Source organism: Leptolyngbya sp. BC1307 (assembly GCF_002286735.1).
GTDB lineage: Bacteria > Cyanobacteriota > Cyanobacteriia > Phormidesmidales > Phormidesmidaceae > Phormidesmis.
Genome location: NZ_NRTA01000002.1, coordinates 127,842 through 154,497 on the forward strand (window position 1 = coordinate 127,842; position 26,656 = coordinate 154,497).

The 26,656-nt window shown below is 53.4% G+C and carries 21 protein-coding genes and 2 pseudogenes; 15 read left to right on the plus strand and 8 right to left on the minus strand.

All coding sequences use genetic code 11. The annotated features are described in order from the left end of the window. The first annotated feature begins 238 nt into the window (after positions 1-238). The 6 genes from CKL79_RS01965 (at position 239) to CKL79_RS01990 (ending at position 8,234) form a co-directional block, all read left to right on the plus strand. Entirely contained in the window at positions 239-1,978 is a 1,740-nt protein-coding gene (locus tag CKL79_RS01965) for a glycerol-3-phosphate dehydrogenase/oxidase (protein ID WP_121967892.1), read from the plus strand. A 53-nt stretch (positions 1,979-2,031) separates the two neighbouring features. Further along, on the plus strand, positions 2,032-3,021 hold the full coding sequence (locus tag CKL79_RS01970; protein WP_121967893.1) for an NAD(P)H-dependent glycerol-3-phosphate dehydrogenase: 990 nt from the start codon (positions 2,032-2,034) through the stop codon (positions 3,019-3,021). Between the two features lie 336 nt (positions 3,022-3,357). Continuing rightward, positions 3,358-4,110 carry a hypothetical protein gene (locus CKL79_RS01975; protein WP_121967894.1) on the plus strand — a complete coding sequence of 251 codons (753 nt, stop codon included), beginning with the start codon at positions 3,358-3,360 and terminating at the stop codon, positions 4,108-4,110. Continuing rightward, complete coding sequence (locus tag CKL79_RS01980) at positions 4,107-5,336, plus strand: DUF4331 domain-containing protein (RefSeq protein WP_121967895.1); 1,230 nt, start codon at positions 4,107-4,109, stop codon at positions 5,334-5,336. The genes CKL79_RS01975 and CKL79_RS01980 overlap by 4 nt, the downstream gene beginning before the upstream one ends. A 224-nt stretch (positions 5,337-5,560) precedes the next feature. Further along, a complete protein-coding gene (locus CKL79_RS01985) occupies positions 5,561-6,814 on the plus strand; it encodes a tetratricopeptide repeat protein (protein WP_170943929.1) in 1,254 nt (417 codons plus the stop codon). A gap of 10 nt (positions 6,815-6,824) precedes the next feature. Then, the gene (locus tag CKL79_RS01990) at positions 6,825-8,234 is read left to right on the plus strand and encodes a sulfite exporter TauE/SafE family protein (RefSeq protein WP_121968010.1); all 1,410 of its coding nucleotides are present in this window, start codon (positions 6,825-6,827) and stop codon (positions 8,232-8,234) included. Positions 8,235-8,266: 32 nt separating this feature from the next. Here CKL79_RS01990 and CKL79_RS01995 read toward each other — a convergent pair whose 3' ends face one another. Continuing rightward, the gene (locus CKL79_RS01995) at positions 8,267-9,778 is read right to left on the minus strand and encodes a hypothetical protein (protein ID WP_121967897.1); all 1,512 of its coding nucleotides are present in this window, start codon (positions 9,776-9,778) and stop codon (positions 8,267-8,269) included. A 671-nt stretch (positions 9,779-10,449) separates the two neighbouring features. On the opposite strand from CKL79_RS01995, the gene psaA reads away from it, so the two are divergent. The 4 genes and pseudogenes from psaA to CKL79_RS02015 form a co-directional block, all read left to right on the plus strand. Then, positions 10,450-12,723 carry a photosystem I core protein PsaA gene (psaA, locus tag CKL79_RS02000; protein ID WP_121967898.1) on the plus strand — a complete coding sequence of 758 codons (2,274 nt, stop codon included), beginning with the start codon at positions 10,450-10,452 and terminating at the stop codon, positions 12,721-12,723. A 25-nt stretch (positions 12,724-12,748) separates the two neighbouring features. Continuing rightward, positions 12,749-14,977, plus strand: coding sequence for a photosystem I core protein PsaB (gene psaB / locus CKL79_RS02005; protein WP_121967899.1), 2,229 nt, complete (start codon positions 12,749-12,751; stop codon positions 14,975-14,977). A 107-nt stretch (positions 14,978-15,084) separates the two neighbouring features. Beyond that, positions 15,085-15,324 (plus strand): Uma2 family endonuclease, encoded by a 240-nt coding sequence (locus CKL79_RS02010; protein WP_240518595.1) that lies wholly within the window; start codon positions 15,085-15,087, stop codon positions 15,322-15,324. 43 nt (positions 15,325-15,367) lie between these two features. After that, a pseudogene (locus CKL79_RS02015) lies at positions 15,368-15,559 on the plus strand (transposase); the annotation flags it as partial. A 126-nt stretch (positions 15,560-15,685) separates the two neighbouring features. Here the strand turns inward: CKL79_RS02015 and hisS are convergent. Continuing rightward, the gene (gene hisS / locus CKL79_RS02020; RefSeq protein ID WP_121968011.1) at positions 15,686-16,969 is read right to left on the minus strand and encodes a histidine--tRNA ligase; all 1,284 of its coding nucleotides are present in this window, start codon (positions 16,967-16,969) and stop codon (positions 15,686-15,688) included. A 64-nt stretch (positions 16,970-17,033) separates the two neighbouring features. Continuing rightward, positions 17,034-17,165, minus strand: a pseudogene (locus CKL79_RS23720) (helix-turn-helix transcriptional regulator); the annotation flags it as partial. A 129-nt stretch (positions 17,166-17,294) separates the two neighbouring features. Between CKL79_RS23720 and CKL79_RS02030 the strand changes: the two are divergent. Then, positions 17,295-17,750 (plus strand): DUF4168 domain-containing protein, encoded by a 456-nt coding sequence (locus CKL79_RS02030; RefSeq protein ID WP_170943930.1) that lies wholly within the window; start codon positions 17,295-17,297, stop codon positions 17,748-17,750. A 147-nt stretch (positions 17,751-17,897) separates the two neighbouring features. Here CKL79_RS02030 and CKL79_RS02035 read toward each other — a convergent pair whose 3' ends face one another. Together CKL79_RS02035 and CKL79_RS02040 are read right to left on the minus strand one after the other, a co-directional pair. Further along, positions 17,898-18,185: a hypothetical protein gene (locus tag CKL79_RS02035; RefSeq protein ID WP_121967902.1), complete on the minus strand. Its 288-nt coding sequence runs from the start codon at positions 18,183-18,185 to the stop codon at positions 17,898-17,900. Between the two features lie 253 nt (positions 18,186-18,438). After that, positions 18,439-19,485 (minus strand): adenosine deaminase, encoded by a 1,047-nt coding sequence (locus CKL79_RS02040; RefSeq protein WP_121967903.1) that lies wholly within the window; start codon positions 19,483-19,485, stop codon positions 18,439-18,441. A 321-nt stretch (positions 19,486-19,806) separates the two neighbouring features. Between CKL79_RS02040 and CKL79_RS02045 the strand changes: the two genes are divergently transcribed. From CKL79_RS02045 to CKL79_RS02055, 3 genes are all read left to right on the plus strand, one after another. Further along, on the plus strand, positions 19,807-21,147 hold the full coding sequence (locus tag CKL79_RS02045; RefSeq protein ID WP_121967904.1) for an adenylosuccinate synthase: 1,341 nt from the start codon (positions 19,807-19,809) through the stop codon (positions 21,145-21,147). Positions 21,148-21,365: 218 nt separating this feature from the next. Then, on the plus strand, positions 21,366-22,016 hold the full coding sequence (locus tag CKL79_RS02050; RefSeq protein ID WP_121967905.1) for a 50S ribosomal protein L25/general stress protein Ctc: 651 nt from the start codon (positions 21,366-21,368) through the stop codon (positions 22,014-22,016). A 135-nt stretch (positions 22,017-22,151) separates the two neighbouring features. After that, positions 22,152-23,723, plus strand: coding sequence for a bifunctional aminoglycoside phosphotransferase/ATP-binding protein (locus tag CKL79_RS02055; protein WP_121967906.1), 1,572 nt, complete (start codon positions 22,152-22,154; stop codon positions 23,721-23,723). Between the two features lie 135 nt (positions 23,724-23,858). Here the strand turns inward: CKL79_RS02055 and CKL79_RS02060 are convergent, their stop codons facing one another. The 3 genes from CKL79_RS02060 to cobA form a co-directional block, all read right to left on the minus strand. Next, positions 23,859-24,152 carry a hypothetical protein gene (locus CKL79_RS02060; protein ID WP_240518596.1) on the minus strand — a complete coding sequence of 98 codons (294 nt, stop codon included), beginning with the start codon at positions 24,150-24,152 and terminating at the stop codon, positions 23,859-23,861. Positions 24,153-24,221: 69 nt separating this feature from the next. Then, positions 24,222-24,806 (minus strand): dephospho-CoA kinase, encoded by a 585-nt coding sequence (coaE, locus tag CKL79_RS02065; protein WP_121967907.1) that lies wholly within the window; start codon positions 24,804-24,806, stop codon positions 24,222-24,224. Then, positions 24,803-26,326, minus strand: a complete 1,524-nt coding sequence (gene cobA / locus CKL79_RS02070) for a uroporphyrinogen-III C-methyltransferase (RefSeq protein ID WP_121967908.1) — start codon at positions 26,324-26,326, stop codon at positions 24,803-24,805. The genes coaE and cobA overlap by 4 nt, the downstream gene beginning before the upstream one ends. A 100-nt stretch (positions 26,327-26,426) precedes the next feature. Here cobA and CKL79_RS22825 point away from each other — a divergent pair, with 100 nt between their 5' ends. Further along, a complete protein-coding gene (locus CKL79_RS22825; RefSeq protein ID WP_141242134.1) occupies positions 26,427-26,621 on the plus strand; it encodes a hypothetical protein in 195 nt (64 codons plus the stop codon). Positions 26,622-26,656: the final 35 nt, after the last annotated feature.

Sequence of the window (26,656 nt, forward strand, 5' to 3'; positions counted from 1 at the left end):
CTGTCATGAAGTTGCCTGTTGAAGTTAATTAAGTAATTATTAAAAGAATATAAAAATGTAGCGTCATATGCAGTCAGGCTGTCCTTGCCCAGAGACGGCCTGAGGGCGGTGGTTTCAACTGACAGCTTCACAGCCCTGCCTGAGAAATATTCTCTACAAGATCTAAAAAGGCGTCTTTATATACAAGTGTTTATGGCGTACGTTCGATACGATGGCTTCGTAGCTTTATTTCGTAACAATGCGCGATTTCTCTTCAATAGATGCGACTGCCTACGATCTGATTGTGATTGGAGGCGGTATCAACGGAGCCGCAACGGCTAGAGACGGCGCGCTGCGAGGGCTCAAAACAATTTTGATTGATAAGGGCGACTTTGCCAGCGGCACCACTAGCTGGTCATCGCGGCTGGTACATGGCGGTCTGCGCTATTTAGAATATTTTGAATTTCACTTGGTACGGGAGTCGCTTGCTGAACGAGAAATTTTGCTCAAGAGCGCGCCTCACCTGGTGCATCCGCTACAGCTCACGATTCCTATTTACGCAAAGGGCTCGCGTAGCTACTGGGAAATCTGGGCGGGCATGATCCTCTACGACATTCTCAGCTTTGACAAAACTCTGCTGAACCACCGAATGTTGCCCAAGGCCAAACTCAAGCAGCTATTTCGCGAGGTCAATCCGGCGGGCGTGCAGGGCGCGGCGCAGTATTTTGACGCTCAGGCAGAATATGCTGAGCGGCTGTGTTTGGAAAACGTGCTCTCTGCTCAGGCAGCCGGGGCTACGGCGCTCAACTATGTGAAAGTGACGGCATTGGAGCGGGAAGGCGATCGCATCACCACCCTCACCTGCAAAGACGAATTTTCCGAAGCCACTTTCACTATCCAGACCAGCGATAAAGCAGTGATAGTCAACACTTCTGGCCCGTGGGTAGACCGGGTCTGCCGTCAGGGTGAAAGAGACCATCAGCCCGCACCGATTGGCACGAAACGCAAGATTGGCGGTACTAAAGGCAGCCATATCCTGGTAGACACCTTTCCCGGCGCACCCGAAGCCGCTTTTTATGTAGAGGCGCTGACTGATAATCGGCCTTTCTTTATCCTGCCGTTCTTAGGGCAATGTTTGATCGGCACGACAGACCTGCGGTTTGAAGGCGATCTGGATCGGGTAAAAGCCAGTGACGATGAAATTGATTACCTGATCACCGAAACTAATAAGGTCTTTCCGGCAGCCAGGCTGAGCCGCGAGTCGGTGAAATGTACCTATTCGGGCGTGCGGCCTCTGCCCTATACCGAGAGCAAAAATCCTGGGGCAGTGTCACGCAACCACGTATTGTACGACCACGGTAAAGACGGCGTGGTGAATATGGTGTCGCTGATTGGCGGTAAGCTCACGACCCACCGCCGGGTCGGCGAGGAAATGGTGGACTGGGTTTACAAGCGGCGGCAGCAGCCATCCCCGCCCTGCCAAACGCGGGTCCAGCCTTTGCCAGGCGCTATTTTGCCAACCGATCAGCGAATTGCTGAAGCGACCGCAGCCTATGGCGACCGGCTATCAAATCCGACGCTGGATCATCTCTTTACGCTCTATGGGGCGCGGGTCTTTAACTTGCTGCGCCTGATTGACGCGGCTCCTGATTTGGCCGAGCCGCTTGTGCCTGGGTTACCAGATATCAAGGCTCAGGTAGTTTACGCAGTGCGCGCTGAGATGGCCTACACGATTGGCGATATTTGCCGCCGTCGGACGATGCTGTCTTTGCAGGCCAACTATGGATTGGATGCGCTGGAGACGATTTCTCAAACCCTGCAAGCTCATTGCGGTTGGAGCGCAACAGATTGCGAAAAGGCGATCGCTAATTACAAAACCCTGATGGCCGAGAACTGCATTCCTGACTACGCAATGGCCGAGGTTTTGGGTGATGACGAGGCGCGATCGCAGCGCTCATTTGCGGCAGATGAGGCAACACCTCAGCTTGCGGTAGGCTAAGACAAAGCAGGTTATACACTTGACTGCGTAGCTATCTAACCTAACCCGCCATCATGACAGCATCTGCAACGGCTCCTTCAAATCTCTCAAATTCTACTCACGCACCGGCAGCTCAAGTACTTAACCTTGCGGTACTGGGGACGGGTGCGTGGGGTAGCGCGCTAGCTCATCTTGCCAGATACAACGGTCATCATGTGCAGACGTGGTCGCGCCGGGGGGAGCTAACGCTGGCGGAAGCGGTTGCCCAAGCCGATGTGGTGCTATCAGCTATCTCGATGAAAGGAGTGGCTAATCTGGCCGACCAGCTACAGCAGTCCTCGATGCCTGCTCAAGCGATTTTGGTAACAGCTACCAAAGGACTAGATCCTGAAACGACGCGAACGCCTTCGCAGATTTTTCGGGCAGCGTTTCCTAATCATGCTGTAGCGGTTTTGTCTGGCCCCAATCTTTCAAAAGAAATTGAAGGGGGTTTACCCGCAGCAACGGTGTTAGCCAGTGAGGATCAGGCGGCGGCTGAAACAGTGCAGCAGCTTTTCTCTTCTGATCAGTTTCGGGTATATACCAGCCCTGACCCGCTAGGCGCTGAACTGGGCGGCACGCTAAAAAATGTGATAGCGATCGCCGTCGGCGTCTGTGATGGTCTCAACCTGGGGACCAACGCCAAATCTGCTCTGATTACCCGCGCTCTGCCCGAAGTCATTCGCATTGGCATGCACTTGGGCGCAACCGAAGTCGAAACGTTCTATGGCCTGAGTGGGCTGGGCGATATGCTGGCGACCTGTAGCAGCAGCCTTAGCCGTAACTACCGGGTAGGCTACGGTCTGGCCCAGGGTCAGCCGCTCGATCAGGTTCTAGAAGAACTAGGCGGCACGGCTGAAGGCGTTAATACCGCCCATGTGCTGATGGAGATTGCGAACCGCGAGGAGATCCCCGCGCCGATTTCTCGTCAGGTAGACCGACTGCTCAAGGGCCGGATTACGCCTCAAGAAGCCTTAGAAGCGCTAATGGAACGTGAGCTAAAGCCCGAAGCCTGCGATCTGTAAAAGGCGTCTTGTCGGCTAAATATTTTCCCAGTTTTAAGCTGCCTGCCTTCCATACAAGGCGGGCAATTCTGGGGTCAAACAGATTTTTCAGCACAATAAATAAAAAATGAACAAAGACTGAGCAGCTTCTGGACTGTTCACATTTTGAAATGCTGACTACATTAACGATATACACGGAGGTCGCCAACGTTATTTTTTGTTAGGCAGTGTTATTTTTCGACAGACCAATCTTCCCACAGCTTCCTAAAGTCTCTGTAGGTATAACCTGTAGGCTTAAATTTACAAGGGTGTATAAGACCAGCGAACAACATAACAAGACACTACGAGAATATATCCATGAAAACAATTAGGTTCAAAGGGTTAGCGGCCCTATCAGGGCTCGGCTTCCTATTAGCAGCAGTCCCTACCCAGGCAGCAACTTTTACTGAAAGCGATGACGCGGGCGAAAGCCTGCAAACCGCAGCGGCAGTCACTTCTGCACAAAGTATGTCCCTGGAGTCAATCTCGGGCTCTCTCTCTGGAGATGCCGACCTGTTCAAGATTTTTCTGACGGGCGGGCAAACGTTCTCAGCGACGACAACCAGCAGCGAAACAGCAGATATTCCGGTTAACCAGGCGGCAGGGATTCCCATCGATGTCGTGATCGACCCCAAGATATTTTTGTTTGATGAATTAGGGAACGGGGTTTATGCCAATGACGATCTCTTTGGCTCTGTTCAGTCAACGTTGCTCTCTGGTCCGGGCGGATTCTCACCGACGGCATCGGGCATTTATTTCTTAGGCATTTCCGGGACGGGCTTGGAGGCCGTTAGCGCCAATGGCCAGATCTTTCCAAGTGAACCGTTTGACCAGATAGCTGGGCCGACCGGAGCTGGCGGAGGGTCGCCTTTGACCGGGTTTGTGGGCGATCGCACCGCTTCATTTGGCAAATACACCCTCTCTCTGACCGGTGCGCAAACTATTGCCGCCGCTCCCCCTACAGACCCTGCCGCCAGCGTTCCAGAGCCAGCAATGACGCTGGGCCTACTCATGGTAGGTGGCCTGATCATCTCGCAAGCCAAACAATCAAATAGGAATCAGATATCATGAAAAACAAATTTTTCTCTTGGAATTTAAAGAAGACCCTCGGCGCAGGCGGATTGATTCTAGCACTGGCGGCAGCAGCGGGAACGGCGACCTTCGTCAATGCCTCTGACCACGACGATGGTGAAACGGAACTCAAGGGCCGTAACCTGAACCTGACCGACCTGTACGTGTTTCGCGAAGGCGATCAAAATCCCAGCGCATCGCCTGACAATCTGGTGTTCGTCATGAATACCAATCCGCGATCTGTGGCCAGGCAACAATACTATTTCAGCAACAAGTCTCGATACGAGTTCATGGTCTCCCGCGTTGCTGACAAAGACGCCACGCCGACTGGAATGGCCGACATGACGCTGCGGTTTGAGTTCGCAGCGCCTGACGCCAATGACCAACAGGCTTACACGCTAACCGTGCTGGAAAATGGTGACACCGTTAGCACTGTTTCAGGGCAGACCACAGCTTTGGGCAGTGAGCCCATTGTTAATTCCGCAGATGTGGGCGGGTCTATGGTGAAGGTATTTGCGGGCCTGCGAGAAGATCCGTTTTTCTTTGACGTGGAGCAGTTTTTCCGGGTGCGAGCCGGGGCGCTGGGGATTGGTCCCGCAGTGGGCTTCCGCGATCCGGATCAAGCGGTCGATTTTGCAGCGGGCTACAACGTCAATGCGATCGCGGTTCAAGTACCCATCGCTCTTTTAAAGGGAAGCTCCGAAGCCACCACCTTTGATGTCTGGCAAACCATCTCTATCGGCAGCGGCAAGTCATTTGAGCAGGTTGAGCGATTGGCCCGTCCCGCTGTCAACGAAGGCTTAGTGGTCACTAACGACTTCTTAAACACGCTCAATAAAGTCACGCCCGCCTTTGAAGCCGCCGCCTTAGCTGGCCAAGAGCCTGCAGCGGGTGCGGCTGGCCCCATTGTCGGTGAAATTCAGCGCACGCTGATGGCCCTTGGCAACGACGAAGAGAGAACCGCTGCTCTGATCGGAGCCTTCCTACCGGATGTCATGCGAATTGATACGACTGCCCCCAGCGGCTACGGCAGCGCCTTGAATGCCCAGGGCAGCCCCATTGGCGGGCGGCTACTCAAGGATGATGTGGTCGATATTACGCTTTCGGTGCTGACCAATGGGGCGATTACCAGTGACAACGTTTCCTACGAAGGGACACCTGGCAACCCCGCTCAGGGCCACGAGCCGCTGATTTCGGACTTTCCGTATCTAGCGCCAGCGAACTAGGCAGCGCCAGGTCTGAAAGATTAAGGAAGTAGAGGGAGAGCTGGGTCGGGGGAGATCGTTTAGCCGCGATGCGCCTTCTCCAGCTTTCCCACCACTGACTCGATATCTCTCAATTGCCCCTATGGAAGCCGTTCTCGATGCAGCTTATTCATTTAAGAAAGCCTTTATCCAAGCGCTGGCAAGCTTCTAGTATCCTCTTACTGAGTTTGCTGACAGGAGCCCTATTGACGGCCACACCTTTTGGAAAACGCTTAATCGCCAGGCCGCCGTCCCGATACGCATACCCCTTTTCTCTATCGTTAGAGGGTGACAATCAACAGACCGTAGAAAGCGCTATTGCGTCTTATCAAGGGCGGGTTCAGCAGCATCCGGCAGATGGCTTAGATCGCGCTGCGCTAGCGGGCGCTTACCTAAAAATGGCTCGCGTCACGGGGGCGGCTAACTGGTATCTGCTGGCAGAGCAGGAGGCGCGGCAGTCGCTGACTAACCTACCTTTTAACAATGACGGTGCCGTGATGGTGCTAGCTGAAATTGCCCAAGCCAAACACGAATTTGCTGAAGCCGTGCGTTTGGCAGAGCAGGTCTCTGGCGCAAAATCGCTGACGGTAGTGGTTACTTCAAAACTGGCGATGGGTCAGCTAGCGGCAGCGGAAACGGCAGCAGACGAAATGGTGGATTTTGTCCCCTCTCTCGGTAGCTTAAGTCTGCGGGGGTTGACTCGGATGGCGCGAGGAGATCATCAGGGGGCACTGCTTGATTTTCAGCAGGCGATCGCCGCTGAAGAGCCCAGTGAACAGCGCGGCTCTGCTCAGATAAGAACCTTTCTAGGCAGGCTCTACGCCGAGCAGGGAAAAAGTGAACAGGCAGAGCAGCTATACCGCGAAGCCCTGAAAATTGTGCCTGACTATCCGCTGGCGCTGCTGCATTTAGCTCAGCTAGAGACGCGCTCAGGTGATTACCGAGCGGCTAATCGCTATTACTCGCAGCTCAGTACATCTGTCGCGAGCCAGGGGGTGGCGCTCCAGGGAATTGCCCGCATTCGCTCACTCCAGGGCAAAGCTGCTGAAGCCGAGTGGCAAAGTGCTGAAACGGTGCTAAGACAGCAGCTTGACGATAACGCTTTGGGACACAGGCGCGACCTGGCGCATTTGCTGCTAGAGCGCGGTCGTGACCGGGATGTGGCTGAGGCGATCGCCCTCATGCAAACCGAAACCCAAAACCGGCGCGATGCCGAAACGCTCGACATCCTGGCCTGGGCGCTATCGCGGGCGGGCCGCTGGCAGGAAGCGCAGGCCGCCATTCGTAAGGCACTTGATCAAGGCGTCCGAAATGCAGGTATTTTATACCGAGCTGCTGAAATTGAAACCGCATTAAGCCACCCAGATCAAGCTGAGAAATATATTCGCTCAGCTCAAGCGCTCGATCCATCCTTTGATCAGCAGACTCGCCAAAGACTAGGACTGGTTGCCCAAAAATAACGTTGCCATCATGACTCGAAAACTGCGTCGATACAGCATTCTGGGTTTACTAAGCGCCTGCTGCCTTTGGCTGGCTATGGCAGTGCCCGGTCAGGCTCACTGGGCCGATTTAGCAACCGCTGAAATTACCTTTCAATCGGCTGAGGTTTCATCTGGAGAGCAATCTGGGGGGCAGTCTGGGGCGCAAATTGCTCTGACCTACCCTACCCAGCTAACTGCCTTTGCCGATGACGACACCAGCGGGCAGCTTTCAGACGAAGAAATTAATCGCCATCGCGCTCAGCTCCAAACCTTTTTGCAAGATCGCATTCGGTTGCAAGACAGTCAGGGTCAAATGGCAGTCTTGAGCGTTAGCCCTCGCAGTGGCGTTGTTGGCGTCGTTTCTCCTAGCGGGCAGGCGGCTCCCAAGACCCACACAGGTTTGCAGTTGGACTATACCTGGCCAACCGCCGTTCAGGGTATTGAGATTGACTACAACTTATTTGTTCCAGATGCTCCTAAAGCTACCTGCTTAGCGACGATTTCTCAGGCAGGAGAGTTTACCAGCCACGTCTTTACCCCCCAAAAGACGACGCTGGTCCTAACGCCAGCGGGGACTGTGTTGAGTAAAGGCAAATGGGCACTGACGCTGATCGGGGTTTTTGCTTGGGGGGCGGCGCATTCAATGTCGCCCGGTCACGGCAAAACCCTGGTCGGAGCCTATTTAGTCGGCGAACGAGCTACGCCGCGCCACGCTATTTTCTTGGCAATGGTAACGACGGTGACACATACACTAGGCGTCTTTGCTTTGGGGTTGGTGACGCTGTTTGCCGCTCGCTACATTTTGCCAGAACAGCTTTATCCCTGGCTGAGTCTGCTATCGGGAACGATGGTGATGGCGATTGGGGTGAATCTGCTCTGGCAGCGGTGGCGGCGATATGTTTCTACAAAGGGCAGTAGCCATGAGGCTCACGGTCATACTCATACCCCTCATGCTCATACCCCTCATCATCACGGCCATACCCATCATCACGATCACGACCACGGTCATAGCGAGCATTCTCATAGCGAGCACACTCACGGTGAACCAGCTCACTCCCACCTGCCTGCTGAAAATGGTGAGCCTGTTACCTGGCGAAGTTTGCTGTTTTTAGGGCTGTCGGCGGGTTTAGTGCCCTGTCCGGCGGCGCTAGTGCTGCTGTTGGGAGCGATCGCCCTCGGCAACCCAACATCTGGCCTGATTCTAGTATTCGTCTTTAGCCTAGGACTATCGCTCGTGCTGACCGTGCTGGGGCTGTTGTTGGTCTATGCCAAGCAGCTATTTAAGTATTTGCCGACAACTCAGCTATCTTGGACGCGGTGGTTGCCGGTAGCTAGTGCCTCTGGGATCGTAGTTATCGGCATCGCGATTTCTACCCGGTCGCTGCTGCAAGTTTTCTAAAACCTAGAGTAGATAGTGATCGATGAACGGCTTCAGGGAGCAACGGCCTCAGATCCTTCGTCCGCACTGCTCGCATCGTCAAACAGATCGGCATCGGGGCTATCAACCGGAGCTTCAATAGCAGACGTATCGTCAGCGCTAGGACTGATGAGCGTATCTGGGATGTCTGTCGGTGTCGTTGGTGCAGATTCAGTGAGATCCGCCGCCGGTTTCTCCAGATTCGTAAGGGATTTTTCTATCTCCTCTTCTAATTTTTCTGATGCTTCTATCGACTCGTTTGCTGCGGACTCGAAGTCACTCAAATCCTCAGGAAGCTGACTGGGCTTTTCCTCGGCGGGTACCTCTAAGGGTTCAAGTTCATCAGATAGCTGGTCGAGTGGCTCATCTTCAGGCTCACTCAGGTCAGCCGGATCTTCCAGCTCAGCCTCCAACGAACGGATTTCAGCCGGATTTTCTTCAGCCGGATCAACTTCTGACTCTAGCTGAACAGCCTCCTCAGACTCTGCTGCTGCAGGCTGCTCCTCTAGCTGAAGTTCAGATTCGGTGATGTCTACAGGTTCTAGCTCCACAGGAGCGACGGGTTCAATGGGTGGCTCATAGTCAGGATCTGCAATCTGTCCAATCTGCTTCAGCGGCAGCTCACCACGCACAATTTTGGCCAGCGAATTTTGCTGCTCGGGGTCGTAATTAACTAGCCGCACCGTACTGTTAAAAGCATTGTCAATGGGGTTTCCCTGCTCATCGACCAGGGTTAGCTGCACCCAATTTTGCCCTGGCTTAAATCCTTTGAGATAGATCGGCTGCCACTGCTCAAACAAAAAGCTCTGGCCATTGACCGTACAGCGCACCCGCCAATCTGAGAGGTCATCTTCTGAGCTTTCTTGGGCGATCATATGCAGCGGCGCATTGGTCAGATAAAAATCGAGCAAGATCGGTTCAGCGCCGTAAGTGCCCTGGGGCTCGCTGTAAGTCAGCAGCGGCTGAGCCAGATCAGGCGCATTGGCTCCCGTTTTGGCGAAGACATGAAAAGTGGTTTGAGCGAAGGCTGCTTCGTTCTTAAAGCTTTCGCCCCAGGGCCGCACGGCAAATACCCTGAGCGTATGACTACCGGGCAACAGGTCTGAAAACTCTAGAGGATCGTCCAAACTATAGATAGATCGTGCCGGTTGATTATCAAGAATGACCTGCAGGTGAGGGCCCAAGCCAGTTTTTTCATCCTTATATATAGAGAGGCCGCGTAACGTCAGTTGGGCGCTGAGGCTAGTTTCTTCTATGACCTGGTCGGGCTTAGGTTTGGCGATCGCCACTTGGGGCTCGCTGTCCATCAGATTCGCCAGGTCTAAAAAGATGGCAGGCGGCGCGACCTCGCTGATTGAACCGCTGAGCGATCGCACCTGCTCGCCGCTCGGCACATCAGGCAAATCTAAAAGGCGTACAGACTGAGATTTATTAGCACAGCTCAACAGCACCAGGCTCAATAACCCGCTGAGGAATAGCCGCGCCGCTTGCTTGAGCCACCGATTCTGAGTCTCTGTCACCTTCATGAAATCCTCGCACCAAAACTTGACTGCTAAATCTGACCGCGCTACGCCACCTGATCATAATTGGACAGGGGCCCTCAAGTGATTTCTATTGCTAAACCTGACAGTCTGTTCACTTGAGCCAAAACTTTCAGGCGATAAGCCCATGCAACCAAACTTCTTTAAAGTTTGCAGAACGTCATCTTAGTCTGGGGTTCTCTATGGACGTAGCTCGTTTTCATCTATCCTCAGCCCCATTCTGCCGAAGGCGAGCCTGTAAAAAAAGCCCAACAATGCGAAATGTTTCTTTTTGTCCAGATAATCGCCAAATTTCGCTCTTCATATGTATGCAGCGAGCGTGCAAACCTTACAGGGATAGTATTTCCGCTGGTTGAACTATTGTTAACTTAATGCCGACCCGGCTCGCAGCCGTGACTATAATACGTGAGAACATCCCTTTACCTCCTTGGGTTTGGACCGATAGCGTCACGAGTCGAGTTACCTTTCGCCTGTGATTCTATGCAAATAGCTGCTTGTAACAGACAGCGCGGTCTTCACAAAGATCCGGTCTAGCTAAGTGCTCTTGCGAGTAACACTCTTGCCCTTGAGTTTTATCGATCTATCGCTCGCCTTCGGGCTGGATCGCCCACGTTGGTATCGTCCCGTTCTTTCTCTGTCTAGAGAGGAGAGTCTCCATGACAACTACACCGCGCGAGCGGGAAGCCACCAAAGCTAAGGTTGTGGTTGATAAAAACCCCACACCCACTTCATTTGAGAAGTGGGCCAAGCCAGGTCACTTTGACCGGACATTGGCTCGGGGACCTAAAACTACCACCTGGATTTGGAACCTTCACGCTGACGCTCACGACTTCGACAGTCATACCAGTGACCTAGAAGACATATCTCGAAAAATCTTTAGCGCTCACTTTGGTCATCTGGCCGTTGTGTTCATCTGGCTGAGCGGCATGTATTTCCACGGCGCTCGCTTTTCCAACTACGAAGGTTGGATGGCTAATCCGCTGGCTGTTAAGCCCAGTGCTCAGGTCGTTTGGCCGATTGTCGGTCAAGAGATCTTGAATGCTGATGTCGGCGGCGGCTTCCACGGCATTCAGATCACCTCGGGTCTGTTCCAGCTGTGGCGTGCTTCCGGCATTACCAACACCACTCAGCTCTATGCGACTGCCATTGGCGGTTTGGTAATGGCTGGTCTGATGTTGTTTGCTGGCTGGTTTCACTACCACAAGCGCGCTCCTAAGCTGGAGTGGTTCCAAAACGTAGAGTCCATGCTGAACCACCACCTAGCAGGTTTGCTGGGTCTGGGTTCTCTATCTTGGGCCGGTCACCAAATCCATGTGGCTGCCCCGATTAACAAGCTGCTGGACGCAGGCGTTTCGCCTAAAGACATTCCGCTGCCGCATGAGTTCTTGTTTGACAAGGCTTTCATGGCAGAGCTATATCCCGGTTTCGCGCAGGGTCTCAAGCCCTTCTTTACGCTAAATTGGGCAGCTTATTCGGATTTTCTCACCTTTAATGGGGGATTGAATCCGGTAACTGGCGGTCTTTGGCTGACTGATTCGGCGCACCATCATTTGGCGATCGCCGTCCTCTTCCTGGTTGCTGGTCACATGTACCGCACCAACTGGGGCATTGGTCACAACATCAAGCAAATTTTGGATAACCACAAAGGCGATCCGCTTTTGTTTGGAGGTGAAGGTCACGTCGGCTTGTACGACTTTTTAACGACCTCCTGGCACGCTCAGCTCGCCATTAACCTGGCGCTGCTCGGTTCGCTCACCATCATCGTGGCTCAGCATATGTATGCGATGCCGCCCTATCCTTACCTGGCGACTGACTACGCGACTCAAGTGTCGCTGTTTACTCACCACATGTGGATCGGTGGATTCATCGTCGTCGGTGCGGGGGCACACGGAGCTATTGCTCTGATTCGCGACTACGACCCGGCTAAGCATGTCAACAACGTGCTCGACCGGACGCTCAGAGTTCGCGACGCCATCATCTCTCACCTCAACTGGGTTTGTATTTTCCTTGGCTTCCACAGCTTTGGTCTCTACATTCACAACGACACCATGCAGGCATTGGGCCGCCCCCAGGACATGTTCTCGGATACGGCAATTCAACTGCAGCCTGTCTTTGCGCAGTGGATTCAGAGCCTGCACACCGCAGCGCCTGCCCTCAACGGCACCGCGCCTAACGCGCTAGCACCAGTTAGCTATGCCTTTGGCGGCGGTGTGGTCGCAGTCGGTGGCAAGGTTGCCATGATGCCGATTCAGCTCGGCACCGCTGACTTCATGGTTCACCACATCCATGCGTTCACTATTCACGTGACCGTGCTCATCCTGCTAAAGGGTGTGCTGTATGCCCGGAACTCTCGTCTTATTCCTGATAAGGCTGCACTCGGTTTCCGATTCCCTTGCGACGGCCCCGGTCGTGGCGGCACTTGCCAGGTTTCGGCTTGGGATCATGTGTTCTTGGGTCTGTTCTGGATGTACAACTCGATTTCGATTGTGATTTTCCACTTCAGTTGGAAGATGCAGTCAGATGTATGGGGCACAGTGTCCGACAACGGCACGGTCTCACATATTACCGGCGGTAACTTTGCCGCAAGTGCAATCACCATCAACGGTTGGCTGCGCGACTTCCTGTGGGCGCAAGCTTCTCAGGTCATCAACACCTACGGTTCGGCACTGTCGGCTTACGGTCTGATGTTCTTGGGTGCCCACTTCATCTGGGCCTTCAGCCTCATGTTCCTCTTTAGTGGTCGCGGCTACTGGCAGGAATTGATTGAGTCTATTGTGTGGGCTCACAACAAGTTGAAAGTGGCTCCGGCTATCCAGCCTCGCGCACTGAGCATTACTCAGGGCCGAGCTGTGGGCGTGGCTCACTACCTCTTAGGAGGGATCGCTACCACATGGGCATTCTTCCTGGCTCGAATGATAACAGTAGGTTAAGGAGCGCGGAGGACTCGCATAACTTATGGCAACTAAATTCCCTAAATTTAGCCAAGCGCTAGCGCAAGACCCGACCACTCGTCGGATCTGGTACGGGATTGCCACGGCTCACGACTTTGAAACCCATGACGGGATGACAGAGGAGAATCTTTACCAAAAGATCTTTGCCTCTCACTTCGGTCACCTGGCGATCATTTTCCTCTGGACCTCGGGCAACCTGTTCCACGTCGCTTGGCAAGGCAACTTTCCACAGTGGACGCAAGATCCGCTCAATGTGAAACCGATCGCGCATGCGATTTGGGATCCTCACTTTGGTCAGCCTGCGGTGGATGCGTTCACCCAAGCTGGCGCAAGCAACCCGGTTAACATCGCTTACTCGGGTGTATATCACTGGTGGTACACCATCGGTATGCGCACGAACGGCGACCTGTACATTGGCGCGGTGGGCCTGTTGGGCCTGGCAGCAGTGATGCTGTTCGCGGGCTGGCTACACCTGCAGCCCAAGTTCCGCCCGAGCTTGTCCTGGTTTAAGAATGCTGAATCTCGCCTGAACCACCACCTGGCTGGTCTGTTTGGCGTCAGCTCTTTGGCCTGGACGGGTCACCTGGTACATGTGGCAATTCCTGAGTCTCGCGGTCAGCATGTCGGCTGGGATAACTTCCTGACGACATTGCCTCACCCTGCTGGTCTCAAGCCGTTTTTCACGGGCAACTGGGGCGTTTACGCTCAAGACCCGGATACGGCTAGTCACATCTTTGGCACGGGTGAAGGATCCGGTTCGGCGATTTTGACCTTCTTGGGTGGCTTCCACCCGCAGACAGAGTCTCTCTGGCTGACGGATATGGCGCATCACCATTTGGCGATCGCCGTCATCTTCATCATCGCTGGCCACATGTACCGGACGAACTTCGGTATCGGTCACAGCATCAAGGAGATTCTGGCCACTCACCGTCCGCCTGAGGGTACGCCCTTTGGTGGCGCGTTAGGGGCTGGTCATAAAGGTCTCTACGACACACTGAACAATTCGTTGCACTTCCAGCTCGCTTTGGCGCTGGCTTCTTTGGGGGTGATTACCTCTCTGGTTGCTCAGCACATGTACGCGCTGCCGCCTTATGCTTTCATCGCTAAGGACTTCACGACTACAGCGGCGCTGTACACTCACCACCAGTACATTGCTGGATTCATCATGGTGGGAGCGTTTGCTCACGGCGCGATCTTCCTGATTCGCGACTATGATCCAGCGGCGAATGAGAACAACGTGCTGGCCCGCGTACTCGACCACAAAGAAGCGATTATCTCGCACCTCAGCTGGGTTTCTCTGTTCCTCGGCTTCCATACCCTGGGCATTTACGTTCACAACGATGTGGTCGTCGCCTTTGGTACGCCTGAGAAGCAGATCCTGGTTGAGCCGGTGTTTGCACAGTTTGTGCAGGCCGCTTCTGGTAAGGCGCTTTACGGCTTTGATACGCTGCTTTCTAACCCCGATAGCATTGCTACGACGGCTTGGCCAAATCATGGCGCTGTCTGGCTACCGGGTTGGTTTGACGCGATTAACAGTGGTACCAACTCTCTGTTCCTGGCAATTGGGCCTGGTGACTTCTTGGTACACCATGCGATCGCGCTCGGTCTCCACACCACCACTTTGATCTTGGTCAAGGGTGCGTTGGATGGCCGTGGCTCTAAGCTCATGCCCGACAAGAAGGACTTTGGCTTTAGCTTCCCTTGTGACGGCCCTGGTCGTGGCGGCACTTGCGACATCTCAGCGTGGGATTCGTTCTACCTGGCGATGTTCTGGATGCTCAACACCATTGGTTGGGTGACCTTCTACTGGCACTGGAAGCATTTAGCGATATGGAGCGGTAACGTCGCTCAGTTTAATGAGAACTCAAACTATCTCATGGGCTGGCTGCGCGACTATCTCTGGCTAAACTCTTCTCAGCTGATCAACGGTTACAACCCCTACGGGATGAACAATCTGGCAGTTTGGGCTTGGATGTTCCTCTTTGGACACCTGGTCTGGGCAACTGGATTCATGTTCCTCATCTCCTGGCGCGGTTACTGGCAAGAACTCATCGAGACCATTGTTTGGGCTCATGAGCGCACGCCTTTGGCTAACCTGGTTCGTTGGAAGGATAAGCCGGTGGCAATGTCCATCGTTCAAGGTCGTCTGATTGGTCTGGCTCACTTTACGGTGGGGTATATACTGACTTACGCAGCCTTCCTGATTGCTTCAACCTCTAGTCGATTCGGCTAGCTAGGTTGAGCCATTAGGCGAATAGAATAGAGCCCCTCAGCGTTGCTGGGGGGCTTTGTTTTTTGCAGGGATGTAACCTGGTCATAAGATATGCAGAGTGAATGGCTATGGTTACTTCTCCATCAAAACTGTACGAGCGTGTTGGGATAAAAGAATATTGGGTGGTGGATGTAGAGGCCCGAGAAGTTATTACTTTTGCGATAGGTGAGGACGAACGAAGCGGACAGATTATGGTATCTGCAGTACTGCCAAGGTTAGAGATGGATGTGATTGAGGAGGCTTTGAGGCGATCGCAGACTGAAAATGATGGGGCGATCGCTCAATGGCTAGTAAGGACTTTAGGGTAGTCAGTCATTACCGGCAGACCTGGCTCAAGCGCTTTGCCAGAGCTCGGTAGGAACGATGACGCGGTGGTTTGGCGAGATCGTCCAATACTTTGAGCACAGAACGACCAGCGGTGTTGTCGAAGGCATCAATAATAAGCTCAAGCTGATTAAGCGCTCTGGCTACGGCTTTAGAAACTTTGAGCGTTTTCGGCGTCGATATCTCATTTGCTGGCATTTTCCTACCGACGCTGCATAATCAATCCCGTAGAGCCATCTGTCGTTATTCTGCTTAATTGATGACACGCCCTAGCTAAAAATCAGGAAAAACATTCCGAGCGGCTTCTCCAATAATTTCAACCAGACGCACGACTTGTTGATCTATCTAGCTGCGCTTCTGAGCGATTTGGAGTTTGAGTTCGTCAGCTTGATTGATCAGCTCGCTTTGACTTAGTTCGTCTTGTTCCCCCGAAGCTAACCACTTAAGCTGCACTTTGCCCGATTCGGCCTCGGCATCGCCCAAAATTAGGCCCACAACTGCCCCGCTGCGATCTGCCCGCTTAAACTGCTTACCAAAGGCGCTGCCACTGAGATCGACTTCGACTGAGTAGCCGTGCTTTCTTAGCTGATTAGCGAGCTGTGCAGATTGAAACTCCGCTTTTTCGCCTCTAGAAATCAAATAAACATCCAGTTCAGGAACCGTGCTGTAACGCTCCATCTGCTCCAGCAAAATAATCAGCCGCTCCAACCCCATGCCGAAGCCAATCGCAGGCGTATCTGGCCCCCCGAGCTGAGCGACCAGCCCGTCGTAGCGACCGCCGCCGCATACCGTCGCCTGCGCTCCCAAATCAGAAGACTGGATTTCAAAGGCGGTGTGAGTGTAGTAATCCAGGCCGCGTACCAGGCGAGGATTGATATTGAAAGGAATGCCCAGATTGGTCAGGTGCTGCTGCACGCCGTCGAAATGCCGCTGAGAATCTTCGCTGAGATAGTCCAGCAGGCTAGGGGCATCAACGACGATTTCTTGGGTGCGCTTGTCTTTGCTGTCAAGAATGCGGAGGGGGTTGCGGGTGAGGCGATCGCGCGAATCTTCATCTAGCTCATCTTGGTAAGGCGTAAAGTAACTGACCAGCGCGTCACGATAGGTTTGTCGGTCTTCGCCGCTGCCGACAGAGTTGAGATCGAGCGTGAGGGCGGTGAGTCCTAAGGTGTTGAGAATTTGGGTGGCGATCGCAATAATCTCTACATCTGCCCTCGGGTCGCGACTGCCCAAAATCTCCACGTCGAGCTGGTGAAACTGCCGCTGGCGTCCGGCCTGAGGACGCTCATAGCGAAAAGCTGGCCCTAGATGCCACAGCCGCTGCACACCGCCTAGAGCGAACAGCTTGTTTTGGATAAATGCCCGCACCAGACCAGCGGTGATCTCTGGACGCAGCGCAATAGACCGGCCACCGCGATCTTCAAAGCTGTACATTTCTTTGCCAACCGCGTCAGTCGCTTCACCAATGCCCCTGGCAAACAGCTCAGTCTGCTCAAAAATCGGCGTACGAATTTCCCGATAGGCAAATTGATTAAGCGCCTGCCGCGATAGCCCCTCTATCGTCGCCCACAGCGGAGACTCAGCAGGTAAAATGTCACGGGTTCCGCGAATGGCTTGCAGGCTGCTCATAAAAACTAGATCTGGCAATGGGCTCGTCCCCAATCCTAGCTCTGAATGGACGCTGAAGGAGCCTTTAACCTGACTCGCTCTCAGGTAAATGGCAGCAGTTCAGCTCGTCAAGGCACACCCTGCCCGACTGCAGTGCCCAGCGAACTAGCCCCACCCAATTGCCAGTCGCCGTTTTGCTGGGCACGTTACTAACGTATATCGTCTAAGTTAGATCGAACGGCCTGACTGGCTTTTTGGTCTTTAGTCTGAGAAGGTCAGCTACCTGACATGGGCCTTTAATTTTGTGACTATGCTTACTACCAGTGTAATCAATCTCATCACCCTCATGGCAACTATTGACGGCCTCGATAAAATTCTCTCTGAGCTGCGCTTTGCCCTATCTCAGCGCCTTTGTAAAGTGCTGCTGACCTACCTCTTTTGTCTGATAGCATTGGTGAGTTTTCCGACCGCCAGCTTCGCGCAGAGCACCGCGCCAACGGTAGAAACCGGACGCGCCTTGTTTGACAGTGCTGATGTCGCCGCTGACAAAGTCGATCAGTTTGCTCAGGCTTACTTGCAGGTATTGAAGCTTTTGAGCGATCGCGAACCCGAACTCCCCGCTGCCGAAACCAATGCCGAAGCGCTGAAAATAGAGCAGTCTATCGAAGCAGAAGCCATTGACCTGATCGAAAGCAACGGCCTTACCCTGCCAGAATATATGCAGGTATTGGGGTTGGCCAGCCAAGACGCCACCTTCCGAGATAAAGTGCTCGGCAGAATGGACGAGTCGCTAGAGGAATAAATGCAAGATCGACATTGATATCCCTCGCCTTCTCAAAGCAAACGCCCTAGTTCCAAGGAAGGATTGACTAGGGCGTTTGCTATCTGATTAAAACAGCTGATCAGAAGCGGAAATTAGGCGTACTGTGAGTTGATTTGCCGCTGAAAGCTACTCTTCGACATACATTTCAGGCTCGACAGCAAAGTTATTCAACCGGCCTGAATCATCAACGACAAAGCCATCAGTCGTTTTGAGATCGGTATCTGATTCTTCCTTGCGAGCATCCGCAATGTCGTCTTTAGCTTGCTCGGCATCGCCGCCAGGCATCGTCCGAGTACCCTTAGGCTGCACTGCGTCACCCGTAGCTTGGGCAGTTTGCACAGCCCACTGATCACCAGCAGCGCCTTTACCCGGCAGTGCCTCTTTCACAATATTCTCGTTTTGTTCAGCAGCCATAGAGCAGCTCCTTATCAATTTTATTTATGCCAGTAGGAAGCTTACGACCGTTGGCTCATTCGGGGCTTCTTTCATCAGGCAGGTTCTAGCTCCATCGATGGAGCTAGATATGGCGATTCCTGGATGCATTCGAGAGGCGCGAGTCACTTTTCTCATTGCAACATAGGACTTTCAGCCGGTGTGATGTACCTCAGCAAAGTGACCAACGCTGTAGTGGCAGGCTAGCGTGGTGCGCAGCGTAGACTGAAAATCTTTATCCTTCTACCGACTCCAAACTATTGCGGTGGCTACTGCGGTCATTCAGCAAGCTAGAGAGTAGATAGGCCGGCTGCTGTGGATGCGGCCAGGCAAACGCATGGCGAAAAGCCGCTGCCTGGCAGGCCCGCAGCCCATCGAAGCCGATCACATCGTGAGTCAGCAGATTTTCATACTCAAAAGGCAGTCGCACATTGTGCAAACCCGCATTGTCAGTACAGATGGCAATATCTACGCCCGCATCAAAGCAGCGGTTAAACACCGTTTTGAGCTGGCTGATTTCTTTCAGGGTGCCGGTTTGTAGATAAGTAGTGGGGCATACCTCCAGGCATTGACCGCGAGCGGCGACTTCTTTGAGCAACTCAGGGTAGTGCAGAGGGATTTGAATGCCGTGGCCAATTCGCATCAGGTAGGGTAGCAGCTCAGGGTAGCAACCGTCTGTGGTCTCGTACAGATGGCCGGTGGTATTGATCCCCAGGCTCTGGGCATGAGCGTAGAGCCGCTTAATTTCTTCGAGGTTGTAAGCTGCGTCGCCCCCGGCAATATCGATACCACAGACATACTCAGGGTATTGAGCAGCTAGCTCTAGGGTGGCGCGGTTGGTTTCATAGGACAGGCGAGAGTGCAAGCAGAGAATTTGCTTGGTCACGACCGGATATTCGCTCTGCTGACTGGCGCGGCCTACTACCTCAATAATTTCGGCCATGGCGTCAATTCTTTGAACTGAGCTGAGGTGCGCCGGTGTGCGATAGAAGGGCGTATATCGCAGCTCTAAATAGGCCAGATTTTCAAAAATGTAAGCGCCGCGAATTAATCGATAAATAAAGTAGGGGAGCGCTTCTTTGGTTTGAACGCTTTCAACTAATGTGTGGAGTTCTAAATACTCTTCTAGGGTATCTTTGGGCTGAGTATAAAACTGTTCAAAGGCTGAATAGTGCGAAAACTTATCGGAAATATCGGGACGGTTGCGCTCAAAATAGCGCCACAGCACCCGAGGAACAACGGAACCACCAAGATGCCGGTGTAGCTCTGCATACAAACTCATCGGTATTGCCCTCCAAGCGAAATACGTTTAATAGTGTCGAAAAAGTACCAAAAAGGTCGGCAACATCTAACGCTCAATAGCTAATGCAAACCCCAACTAATCAAGGGCAATGAAAATGGCGACCTTGTAATTTGGTTCAAGCGATCCGGAAACTTTTCAAAACTTAATTACTCCCTTTTACACCATAACTAAGATTTTTGTGGAGAGGGTAACTATCCGGGGACATCAGCATGGAAATGTAAGCATGAACCCACTTTTGTGATTGACACTTCAATCGCAGCCTGGTGATAATGGTTGTTTGAACTCTAGCGATATATTCTCTTGGCTAACGTTATTGTTATCGGCGCTCAGTGGGGCGATGAAGGTAAAGGCAAAATCACCGATTTGCTCAGCGGCTCAGCAGACTTGGTGGTGCGCTATCAGGGCGGCGTCAATGCCGGCCACACCGTTGTCGTCTCAGACCAAACCTTTAAGCTACACCTGATTCCGTCGGGTATTCTCTACCCTAAAACCGAGTGCATTATTGGCAACGGGACGGTGATTGATCCCAAGGAGCTGATTACCGAATTAGATAAGTTAGACGAGCTGAATATCTCAACAGATAATTTGTTTATCTCGGAGACGGCCCATGTGACCATGCCCTACCACCGCCTGATTGACCAGGCGACGGAGGAACGGCGCGGGACTAAAAAAATTGGCACGACCAAGCGAGGCATTGGACCTACCTATGCTGATAAGTCTGAACGCACAGGCATTCGGATTATTGATCTGATGGACGCCGATGCCTTCGCTGAGCAGCTGAGGTGGACGATTGACTACAAGAACGTGGTGCTAGAAAAGCTCTATGACTTAGAGCCTCTGGACGCCGATGAGGTGCTGGAGGAATATTTGGTTTATGCGGACAGGCTGCGATCGCACACCACCGACAGCTCCCTGCAAATCTACAACGCCGCCCAGCAAAAAAAGAACATCCTCTTTGAAGGCGCTCAAGGCACCCTGCTAGACCTCGACCACGGCACCTACCCGTATGTCACCTCATCAAACCCGGTCGCGGGTGGTGCCTGCATTGGTTCTGGCGTTGGTCCGACCACCATTGATCGGGTGATCGGCGTAGCCAAGGCCTATACCACCCGTGTTGGCGAAGGCCCCTTCCCTACCGAGCTAGACGACGAAGTTGGGCAAACCATCTGCGAAGTGGGCGCAGAATTTGGCACGACGACCGGTCGCCGTCGCCGCTGCGGCTGGTTTGACGGCGTCATCAGCCGCTACGCCGTCCGCATTAACGGGCTCGACTGTCTGGCTATCACCAAGCTAGACGTGCTCGATGGCCTTGACGAAATCAAGGTGTGCGTCGCCTATGAGCTAGACGGCACTCGTTGCGAAGACCTGCCGAGCGGTGCCCGCCAGTTTTCCCGATGCAAGCCAATTTACGAAACGCTCCCCGGCTGGAAGCAATCAACCGAAGACTGCCGCACGCTAGGCGACTTGCCCAAAGCCGCGCTAGACTACCTGGAGTTTTTGGCCAAACTGACCGAAGCGCCGATTGCGATTGTGTCTTTGGGCGCTAGCCGCGATCAGACTATCATCGTAGAAGACCCGATTCACGGGCCTAAGCGAGCGCTGCTAAAGGAAAATACCAGCGCCTTCAAAGTAATGGCCTAAAGGACTAGACCTGAAAAATTACTGTCTAGCAGGACGCGTGATCGGTTAGAATACTTTTTCGGGCCTATTCGTCTGTGCCGAGGGCACTCGCTAGTAGCGTTGGCTGGCAGGAAGCTAGCAGCAATACAGCTTTTTAGTTTGTGGCTGACAAACGCGACTTAAAATCAGCCCCATCAACTTTGACTGAACCGTTTTTGACTGAACCCTAGTAAATTCTCATGGAACTAACAATTGACTGCACCCAGCGTGCGGCGGACGAAAAGCCCAAAAAACTGCGCCGAGAGGGTACCTTGCCAGCCGTGCTCTATGGCCACGACGGCTCTAACTCAATCGCCCTAAAGCTCAGCAACTACCAGGCTGAAGCGCTATTGCGCCAGGCAACTGTCAATAAGTCACTAATCACTGTCAACGTGACTGACATTCCCTGGAGTGGCAAGGTGATTTTGCGCGAAGTGCAGACGCATCCCTGGAAAAATAAGCTGCATCACCTTAGCTTTTTCTCGATCGCTTCCCAGTCAGAAATTGAAGTCAGCATGCCGATCAACTTCGTCGGCAACGCGATTGGTGTCACCGATCAAGGCGGTACGCTAGATACGGTGATGACCGAGATTCAGCTAAAGTGCCCACCTGACGCGATTCCTCAGTCTCTAGATGTTGATGTCTCTGAGATGAATATTGGCGACGCGCTGCATGTCGGTGAAATCACGCTGCCTAAGGGCAGTTCGGTTGCAGCAGACCCTGCCCAGCTGGTTGTTTCTGTCTTGGCACCGCGAACGATGACGGCCGCTGATAGCGAAGAGACTGGAACTGAGGCGATCGCCCCTGCGGGTGATACCGCCAAAGAGGGCGGGACCGAAGCCGCCTCCTAAACTAGACAGACGGGGCAATGCGACAGTGATCGCCCTACTAAGCGTAAAAGGGTCGGGGATAGTATTTCCCTGGCCCTTTTATGATGTTTATCCTGATAGCGCGCTCTAAGTTTTTAAACCGCAATTATCCTGATCATGGCTGATTCTACGCTCCCCATCCTTATTCAGCAGATGCTCGACCCGGCGTTTTACCCCCATCCGGTGACAGCGCCAGTCCGCCTGATGCAGACGCATGTTTCTTACGTATTGCTCACCGGAGACTATGTTTACAAGCTCAAGAAACCCGTTGACTTCGGCTTCTTGGACTATTCCACCCTGGAAAAACGTCAGCATTTTTGCCACGAAGAACTCCGCTTAAACCAGAGAGGAGCGGGCAGTCTGTATTTGGAAGTAGTGTCTATCACCCAGGCTAAATCTGCTGCAGATCAGTTTGAAATCGATGGTAGTGGGGAACCTGTGGAGTACGCGGTCAAGATGCGCCAGTTTCCGCAGTCGGCGCTGCTGAGCGCTCAGTTTGAGCAGGGCGAACTCAATGAAGACAAAGTGCGGCAGTTGGCTATTGCGATCGCTCAATTTCACAGCGAAACAGCCACTGACGACCACGTTCGCTCCTATGGAGACCCTGAGCAGATTCGCCAGGCTTTTGACGAAAACTATGAGCAGACCACGGGTTTCATCGGCGGTGATTCGATCACGAAGCCTCAGACCCAGCGGCAGTTTGATGAGACAAAAGCCTATACCGACCGTTTCTTTGCGACCCGCCAGCCGCTTTTTCAGCGGCGGTTAGATCAAGACCGGATTCGCACCTGTCATGGCGATCTGCACCTGGGCAATATCTGTGAGTGGGAAGATCAGATTTTACTATTTGACTGCATCGAATTCAACGAGCCTTTTCGCTTTGTCGATGTCATGTTTGACATTGCCTACATCGTGATGGATTTGGAGGTGGCGGGCCGAAACGATCTCAGCAATATTTTTCTCAATCAGTACGCAGAAGAGACAGGCGACTGGGAAGGGCTAGAAGTGCTGCCGCTGTACGTGAGCCGCCAGTCTTACGTACGGGCTAAAGTGACCTCGTTTATGCTGGGCGATCCGTCGATACCGGAGGCAGATCGGCAGGCTGCTAGCGACAGAGCCGCCAAATACTACCGACTGGCCTGGTCTTATGTGCAGGAAAAGCAGGGCGCTGTCGTGGCGATGGCAGGTTTGTCAGGCTCAGGGAAAAGTACGACGGCTCGGGCCTTAGCGCAGCAAACCGGGGCAATTCATCTACGTTCGGATGCGGTGCGTAAGCATTTGTCCGGGGTGCCGCTACGCGAAAAAGCGGGCGATGAAATTTACACCACAGAAATGACAGATCAGACCTACAAGCGGCTGATCACGCTAGGGATGCGACTAGCCAGTCAGGGCTATCGGGTGATTTTAGATGCCAAGTTTGACCGGCAGGCCAAGCGGCAGGAGGCAGTTGCCGCTGCCCAATCTAAGAATCTTCTCCTGACATTTCTCTATTGCACCGCTGCTGAAGATATTCTTAAGGCCCGGCTAGATGAGCGCAGCGGCGATGTTGCCGATGCCACTAGCAACATGTTAGCCAGGCAGTCTATGGAGCCCTTTGACGCCAAGACCGCCGTAAAAACTATAGATACCACTCGGCCCGCAGCCGCTGTTCAACAGCTGCTAAGTGGCGTCTTTAGCCCAGCTGAGTAGCGAAATATAGCGTTGGTCACTTGGCTTGAATACAGCAATGCAGGCAAAACCTTTGCATAACAACAGGCCAAATGTCTCGCGTTGCCCGAATGCATCCGGGTAACGCTATAAACGCATACCGACTGTAAATGGACCTCATAAAACAGTCGAGACAATCACCGTAATCGTCGCGCTGGCGATCAGGGTAAAGGCGAGTTGCACCACCCACTGCGTCGCTTTTTGATAGTTGTCAAACTTATCGTTAAACGTGCCGACGCTAGTGGTCAGCCTGTCGACGATTTTGGTAAGCACATCGACATCTGTCGTCAGCGATTCAACATTCGTCGTCAGCGATTCAACATTCGTCGTCAGCGATTCAACATCCGTCGTCAGGGTGTCTAGCTTTTGTTCTATGCGATCTAGGCGATCGCTATCAGCCGATAAAGTCATGATGCGCTACGAGCAAATGTAACTGCTTATATTATGCCCTGTAGAGATGGACGGTCGCGTCTCCCCGTGCTACCGACTCATTAATCTGTCTATCTGGATAAATAGATCCTCTTTGCTGGCAGAGTTATCTAGCACATGATCTGACTGCTGACACTTCTCAGCTAAGCTCATTTGAGCGTTTATGCGGGCTTGAGCCTCGTTAGCGGATAGCTGACTGCGCTGCATGAGCCGTTCTTTTTGCTGCGTTGGGTCACAAAAGACGACCCATGTTTCGCTCACCAGATGAGTCAGCTTTGCTTCAAACAAGAGTGGAATGGCATGCACCAGCGTTTGCTCAGGGGAGAAAGCTGCGGTGATTTCTGTGAATCTGACCCGAACGAAAGGGTGAATTTGTTTTTCTAACCACGCTTTTTCAGCGGCGTTGTGAAAGATAATTTGGCCCAACTGCTGCCGATCTAGCATGCCGGTAGGCAAAAGTATGCCAGCGCCGTAGCGATCGCCAATCGCCCCCAAAATCTCGCTCCCTGGGGCTACCGCCTGCCGCGCATACACATCGGCATCTAGCACGGGCAGACCGTACCGACTCGCCAGATAGTCTGATACGGTGCTTTTGCCCGTCGCAATGCCTCCTGTGAGGCCAATGATGCGTCTCATGGCTTTGCCCAGTTCTCTAGCCCTGCTGTGAGCCCAGGCAGGGTATATTCTTCAGCTTCAAGGGTGACTTTGCCGAGCAGCTTTTGGCAGTCTCTAGAGGTTTGGGGGCCAATGGAAGCGATCGCCACATCATCTAGCAAGGCGAGCCAGCGATCGCCAAAAGCCTGATCCATCAGCCGCGCAAAATGACGCACCGTCTTAGAGCTAGCAAACGTGATGGCATCGACCCACTGGCTTTCTAAAGCGAGCTTAGCAGCGGGCGCAATTCTCTCTGGGCAGGCTGATTCATACGCCGCCACTTCGGTTACCCGCGCGCCTTTTGCCGTCATCTCTTTTACAAGCACCGCCCGCCCGCCGCTTTCTACTCTAGGAAACAATAGGTTCAAGCCCGCCGGGTCTGTAGGGAAGTTTTCGAGCAGTGAATCGGCGATAAAGCTGGGTGGGATAAAGTCTGCAGTCAGCCCGCGCTGCCTGAGAACAGCGTTTGTCTTGTTACCCACCGCTGCAATTTTTAGCGCAGCTAAAGCCCGAAAGTCTCTACCCTGATGCAGCAGTCGGTCTAAGAAAAAATTAACGCCATTCGCAGACGTGAGAATGAGCCAGTCGAAGTCAGCGAGATGAGAAATTGCATCATCTACCGGCTGCCAACTCATCGGTGGGCGAATTTCCAAAGCGGGTAGATCGATCACCCTGGCCCCTTTCTCTACGAGCATCTGGCTAAACTGGCTGGCCTGACTCGCCGAGCGCGTAACCAGAATCGTTTTACCGGCTAAGGGCAGTGACGACGCGGGCAGCGGCGCTAGATAGTCACGCAATCCTACGACTTCGCCAATGACCAGTACGCAAGGGGAGAGCTTCGCTGCGCCGACAATCTGCGGCATACTCAGCAGCGTACCTTGCCAGATTTGCTGCTGGGGCTGACTGGCCCAGCGAATGATTGCCATCGGGGTTTCCGGTCGCTTGCTGTGGGTGAGAAGGCGATCGCAAATGTCTCGCAAATGTCTACCGCCCATCAGCAGCACAACCGTCTCCAGACGAGCCAGCACCTCCCAATTCAAAGCATCTAGATCATGCGCTGTAAACGCACCAAAGCCCCGACTCAGCACCGGATCAGTCAGCGGAATACCCGCCATCAGCGGCGCTACCAGCACAGAAGACAGCCCCGGTACCACTTCAAAGCTACAGTCTGCGGCCCTGAGCGCCTGGATTTCTGCCGCCGCCCGGCCAAACACAAACGGATCACCGCTCTTGAGCCGCACCACCTGCTGACCGGCCTGACAAAGCCTGACCAACAGCCGATTGATCTCAGCCTGGGGGGTACTGGGCTGTCCGCCGCGCTTACCGACATGCCACTGCTCACAGGTTGCTGGCAGCTGCTGCAAAATTGAGCTGTCAATAAGTGCATCGTACACCAGCGCATCGGCCTGGCCGATCAACTGCTGACCATAAACAGTGAGGTAGTCACCCTTCCCAGGCCCTGCGCCGACCAGATAAACTTTGCCGCTTGCCCCGTCAGACATGGTAAATCCATCAACCTACTGACTCTATTCTGTGGCATGAGCGACACAGATTTGTAAGCAGAGGCTAACGATCTAGCGTCTCATCCGCCGGGACAATCTCTTGAAGCGTTGCCAAAAACACGATGCCAGGAGCCATCAAATCTACCGTCACTATGTGAAACAGCAGCGGTCAGGGCTCATTTTTGGCATAGCGTTCATAGTCACTGCCTTGAAGGAGCGATCGCGCCGCCGCCGTCTGGTCCGGTCGCCTCAGCAAGCAACTGCCGTGGATAAAACCGGCCACGACGATGACTAAACACAGCCCCGTCGCGGCAATTTTCAGCGCTTTTA

Bases quoted from the DNA above. Each gene is read 5' to 3' on its own strand.
- CKL79_RS01965 (WP_121967892.1), top strand. From the start codon at position 239: ATGCGCGATTTCTCTTCAATAGATGCGACTGCCTACGATCTGATTGTG.
- CKL79_RS01970 (WP_121967893.1), top strand. From the start codon at position 2,032: ATGACAGCATCTGCAACGGCTCCTTCAAATCTCTCAAATTCTACTCAC.
- CKL79_RS01975 (WP_121967894.1), top strand. From the start codon at position 3,358: ATGAAAACAATTAGGTTCAAAGGGTTAGCGGCCCTATCAGGGCTCGGC.
- CKL79_RS01980 (WP_121967895.1), top strand. From the start codon at position 4,107: ATGAAAAACAAATTTTTCTCTTGGAATTTAAAGAAGACCCTCGGCGCA.
- CKL79_RS01990 (WP_121968010.1), top strand. From the start codon at position 6,825: ATGACTCGAAAACTGCGTCGATACAGCATTCTGGGTTTACTAAGCGCC.
- CKL79_RS01995 (WP_121967897.1), bottom strand. From the start codon at position 9,778: ATGAAGGTGACAGAGACTCAGAATCGGTGGCTCAAGCAAGCGGCGCGG.
- psaA (WP_121967898.1), top strand. From the start codon at position 10,450: ATGACAACTACACCGCGCGAGCGGGAAGCCACCAAAGCTAAGGTTGTG.
- psaB (WP_121967899.1), top strand. From the start codon at position 12,749: ATGGCAACTAAATTCCCTAAATTTAGCCAAGCGCTAGCGCAAGACCCG.
- CKL79_RS02010 (WP_240518595.1), top strand. From the start codon at position 15,085: ATGGTTACTTCTCCATCAAAACTGTACGAGCGTGTTGGGATAAAAGAA.
- hisS (WP_121968011.1), bottom strand. From the start codon at position 16,969: ATGAGCAGCCTGCAAGCCATTCGCGGAACCCGTGACATTTTACCTGCT.
- CKL79_RS02030 (WP_170943930.1), top strand. From the start codon at position 17,295: ATGGCAACTATTGACGGCCTCGATAAAATTCTCTCTGAGCTGCGCTTT.
- CKL79_RS02035 (WP_121967902.1), bottom strand. From the start codon at position 18,185: ATGGCTGCTGAACAAAACGAGAATATTGTGAAAGAGGCACTGCCGGGT.
- CKL79_RS02040 (WP_121967903.1), bottom strand. From the start codon at position 19,485: ATGAGTTTGTATGCAGAGCTACACCGGCATCTTGGTGGTTCCGTTGTT.
- CKL79_RS02050 (WP_121967905.1), top strand. From the start codon at position 21,366: ATGGAACTAACAATTGACTGCACCCAGCGTGCGGCGGACGAAAAGCCC.
- CKL79_RS02055 (WP_121967906.1), top strand. From the start codon at position 22,152: ATGGCTGATTCTACGCTCCCCATCCTTATTCAGCAGATGCTCGACCCG.
- CKL79_RS02060 (WP_240518596.1), bottom strand. From the start codon at position 24,152: ATGACTTTATCGGCTGATAGCGATCGCCTAGATCGCATAGAACAAAAG.
- coaE (WP_121967907.1), bottom strand. From the start codon at position 24,806: ATGAGACGCATCATTGGCCTCACAGGAGGCATTGCGACGGGCAAAAGC.
- cobA (WP_121967908.1), bottom strand. From the start codon at position 26,326: ATGTCTGACGGGGCAAGCGGCAAAGTTTATCTGGTCGGCGCAGGGCCT.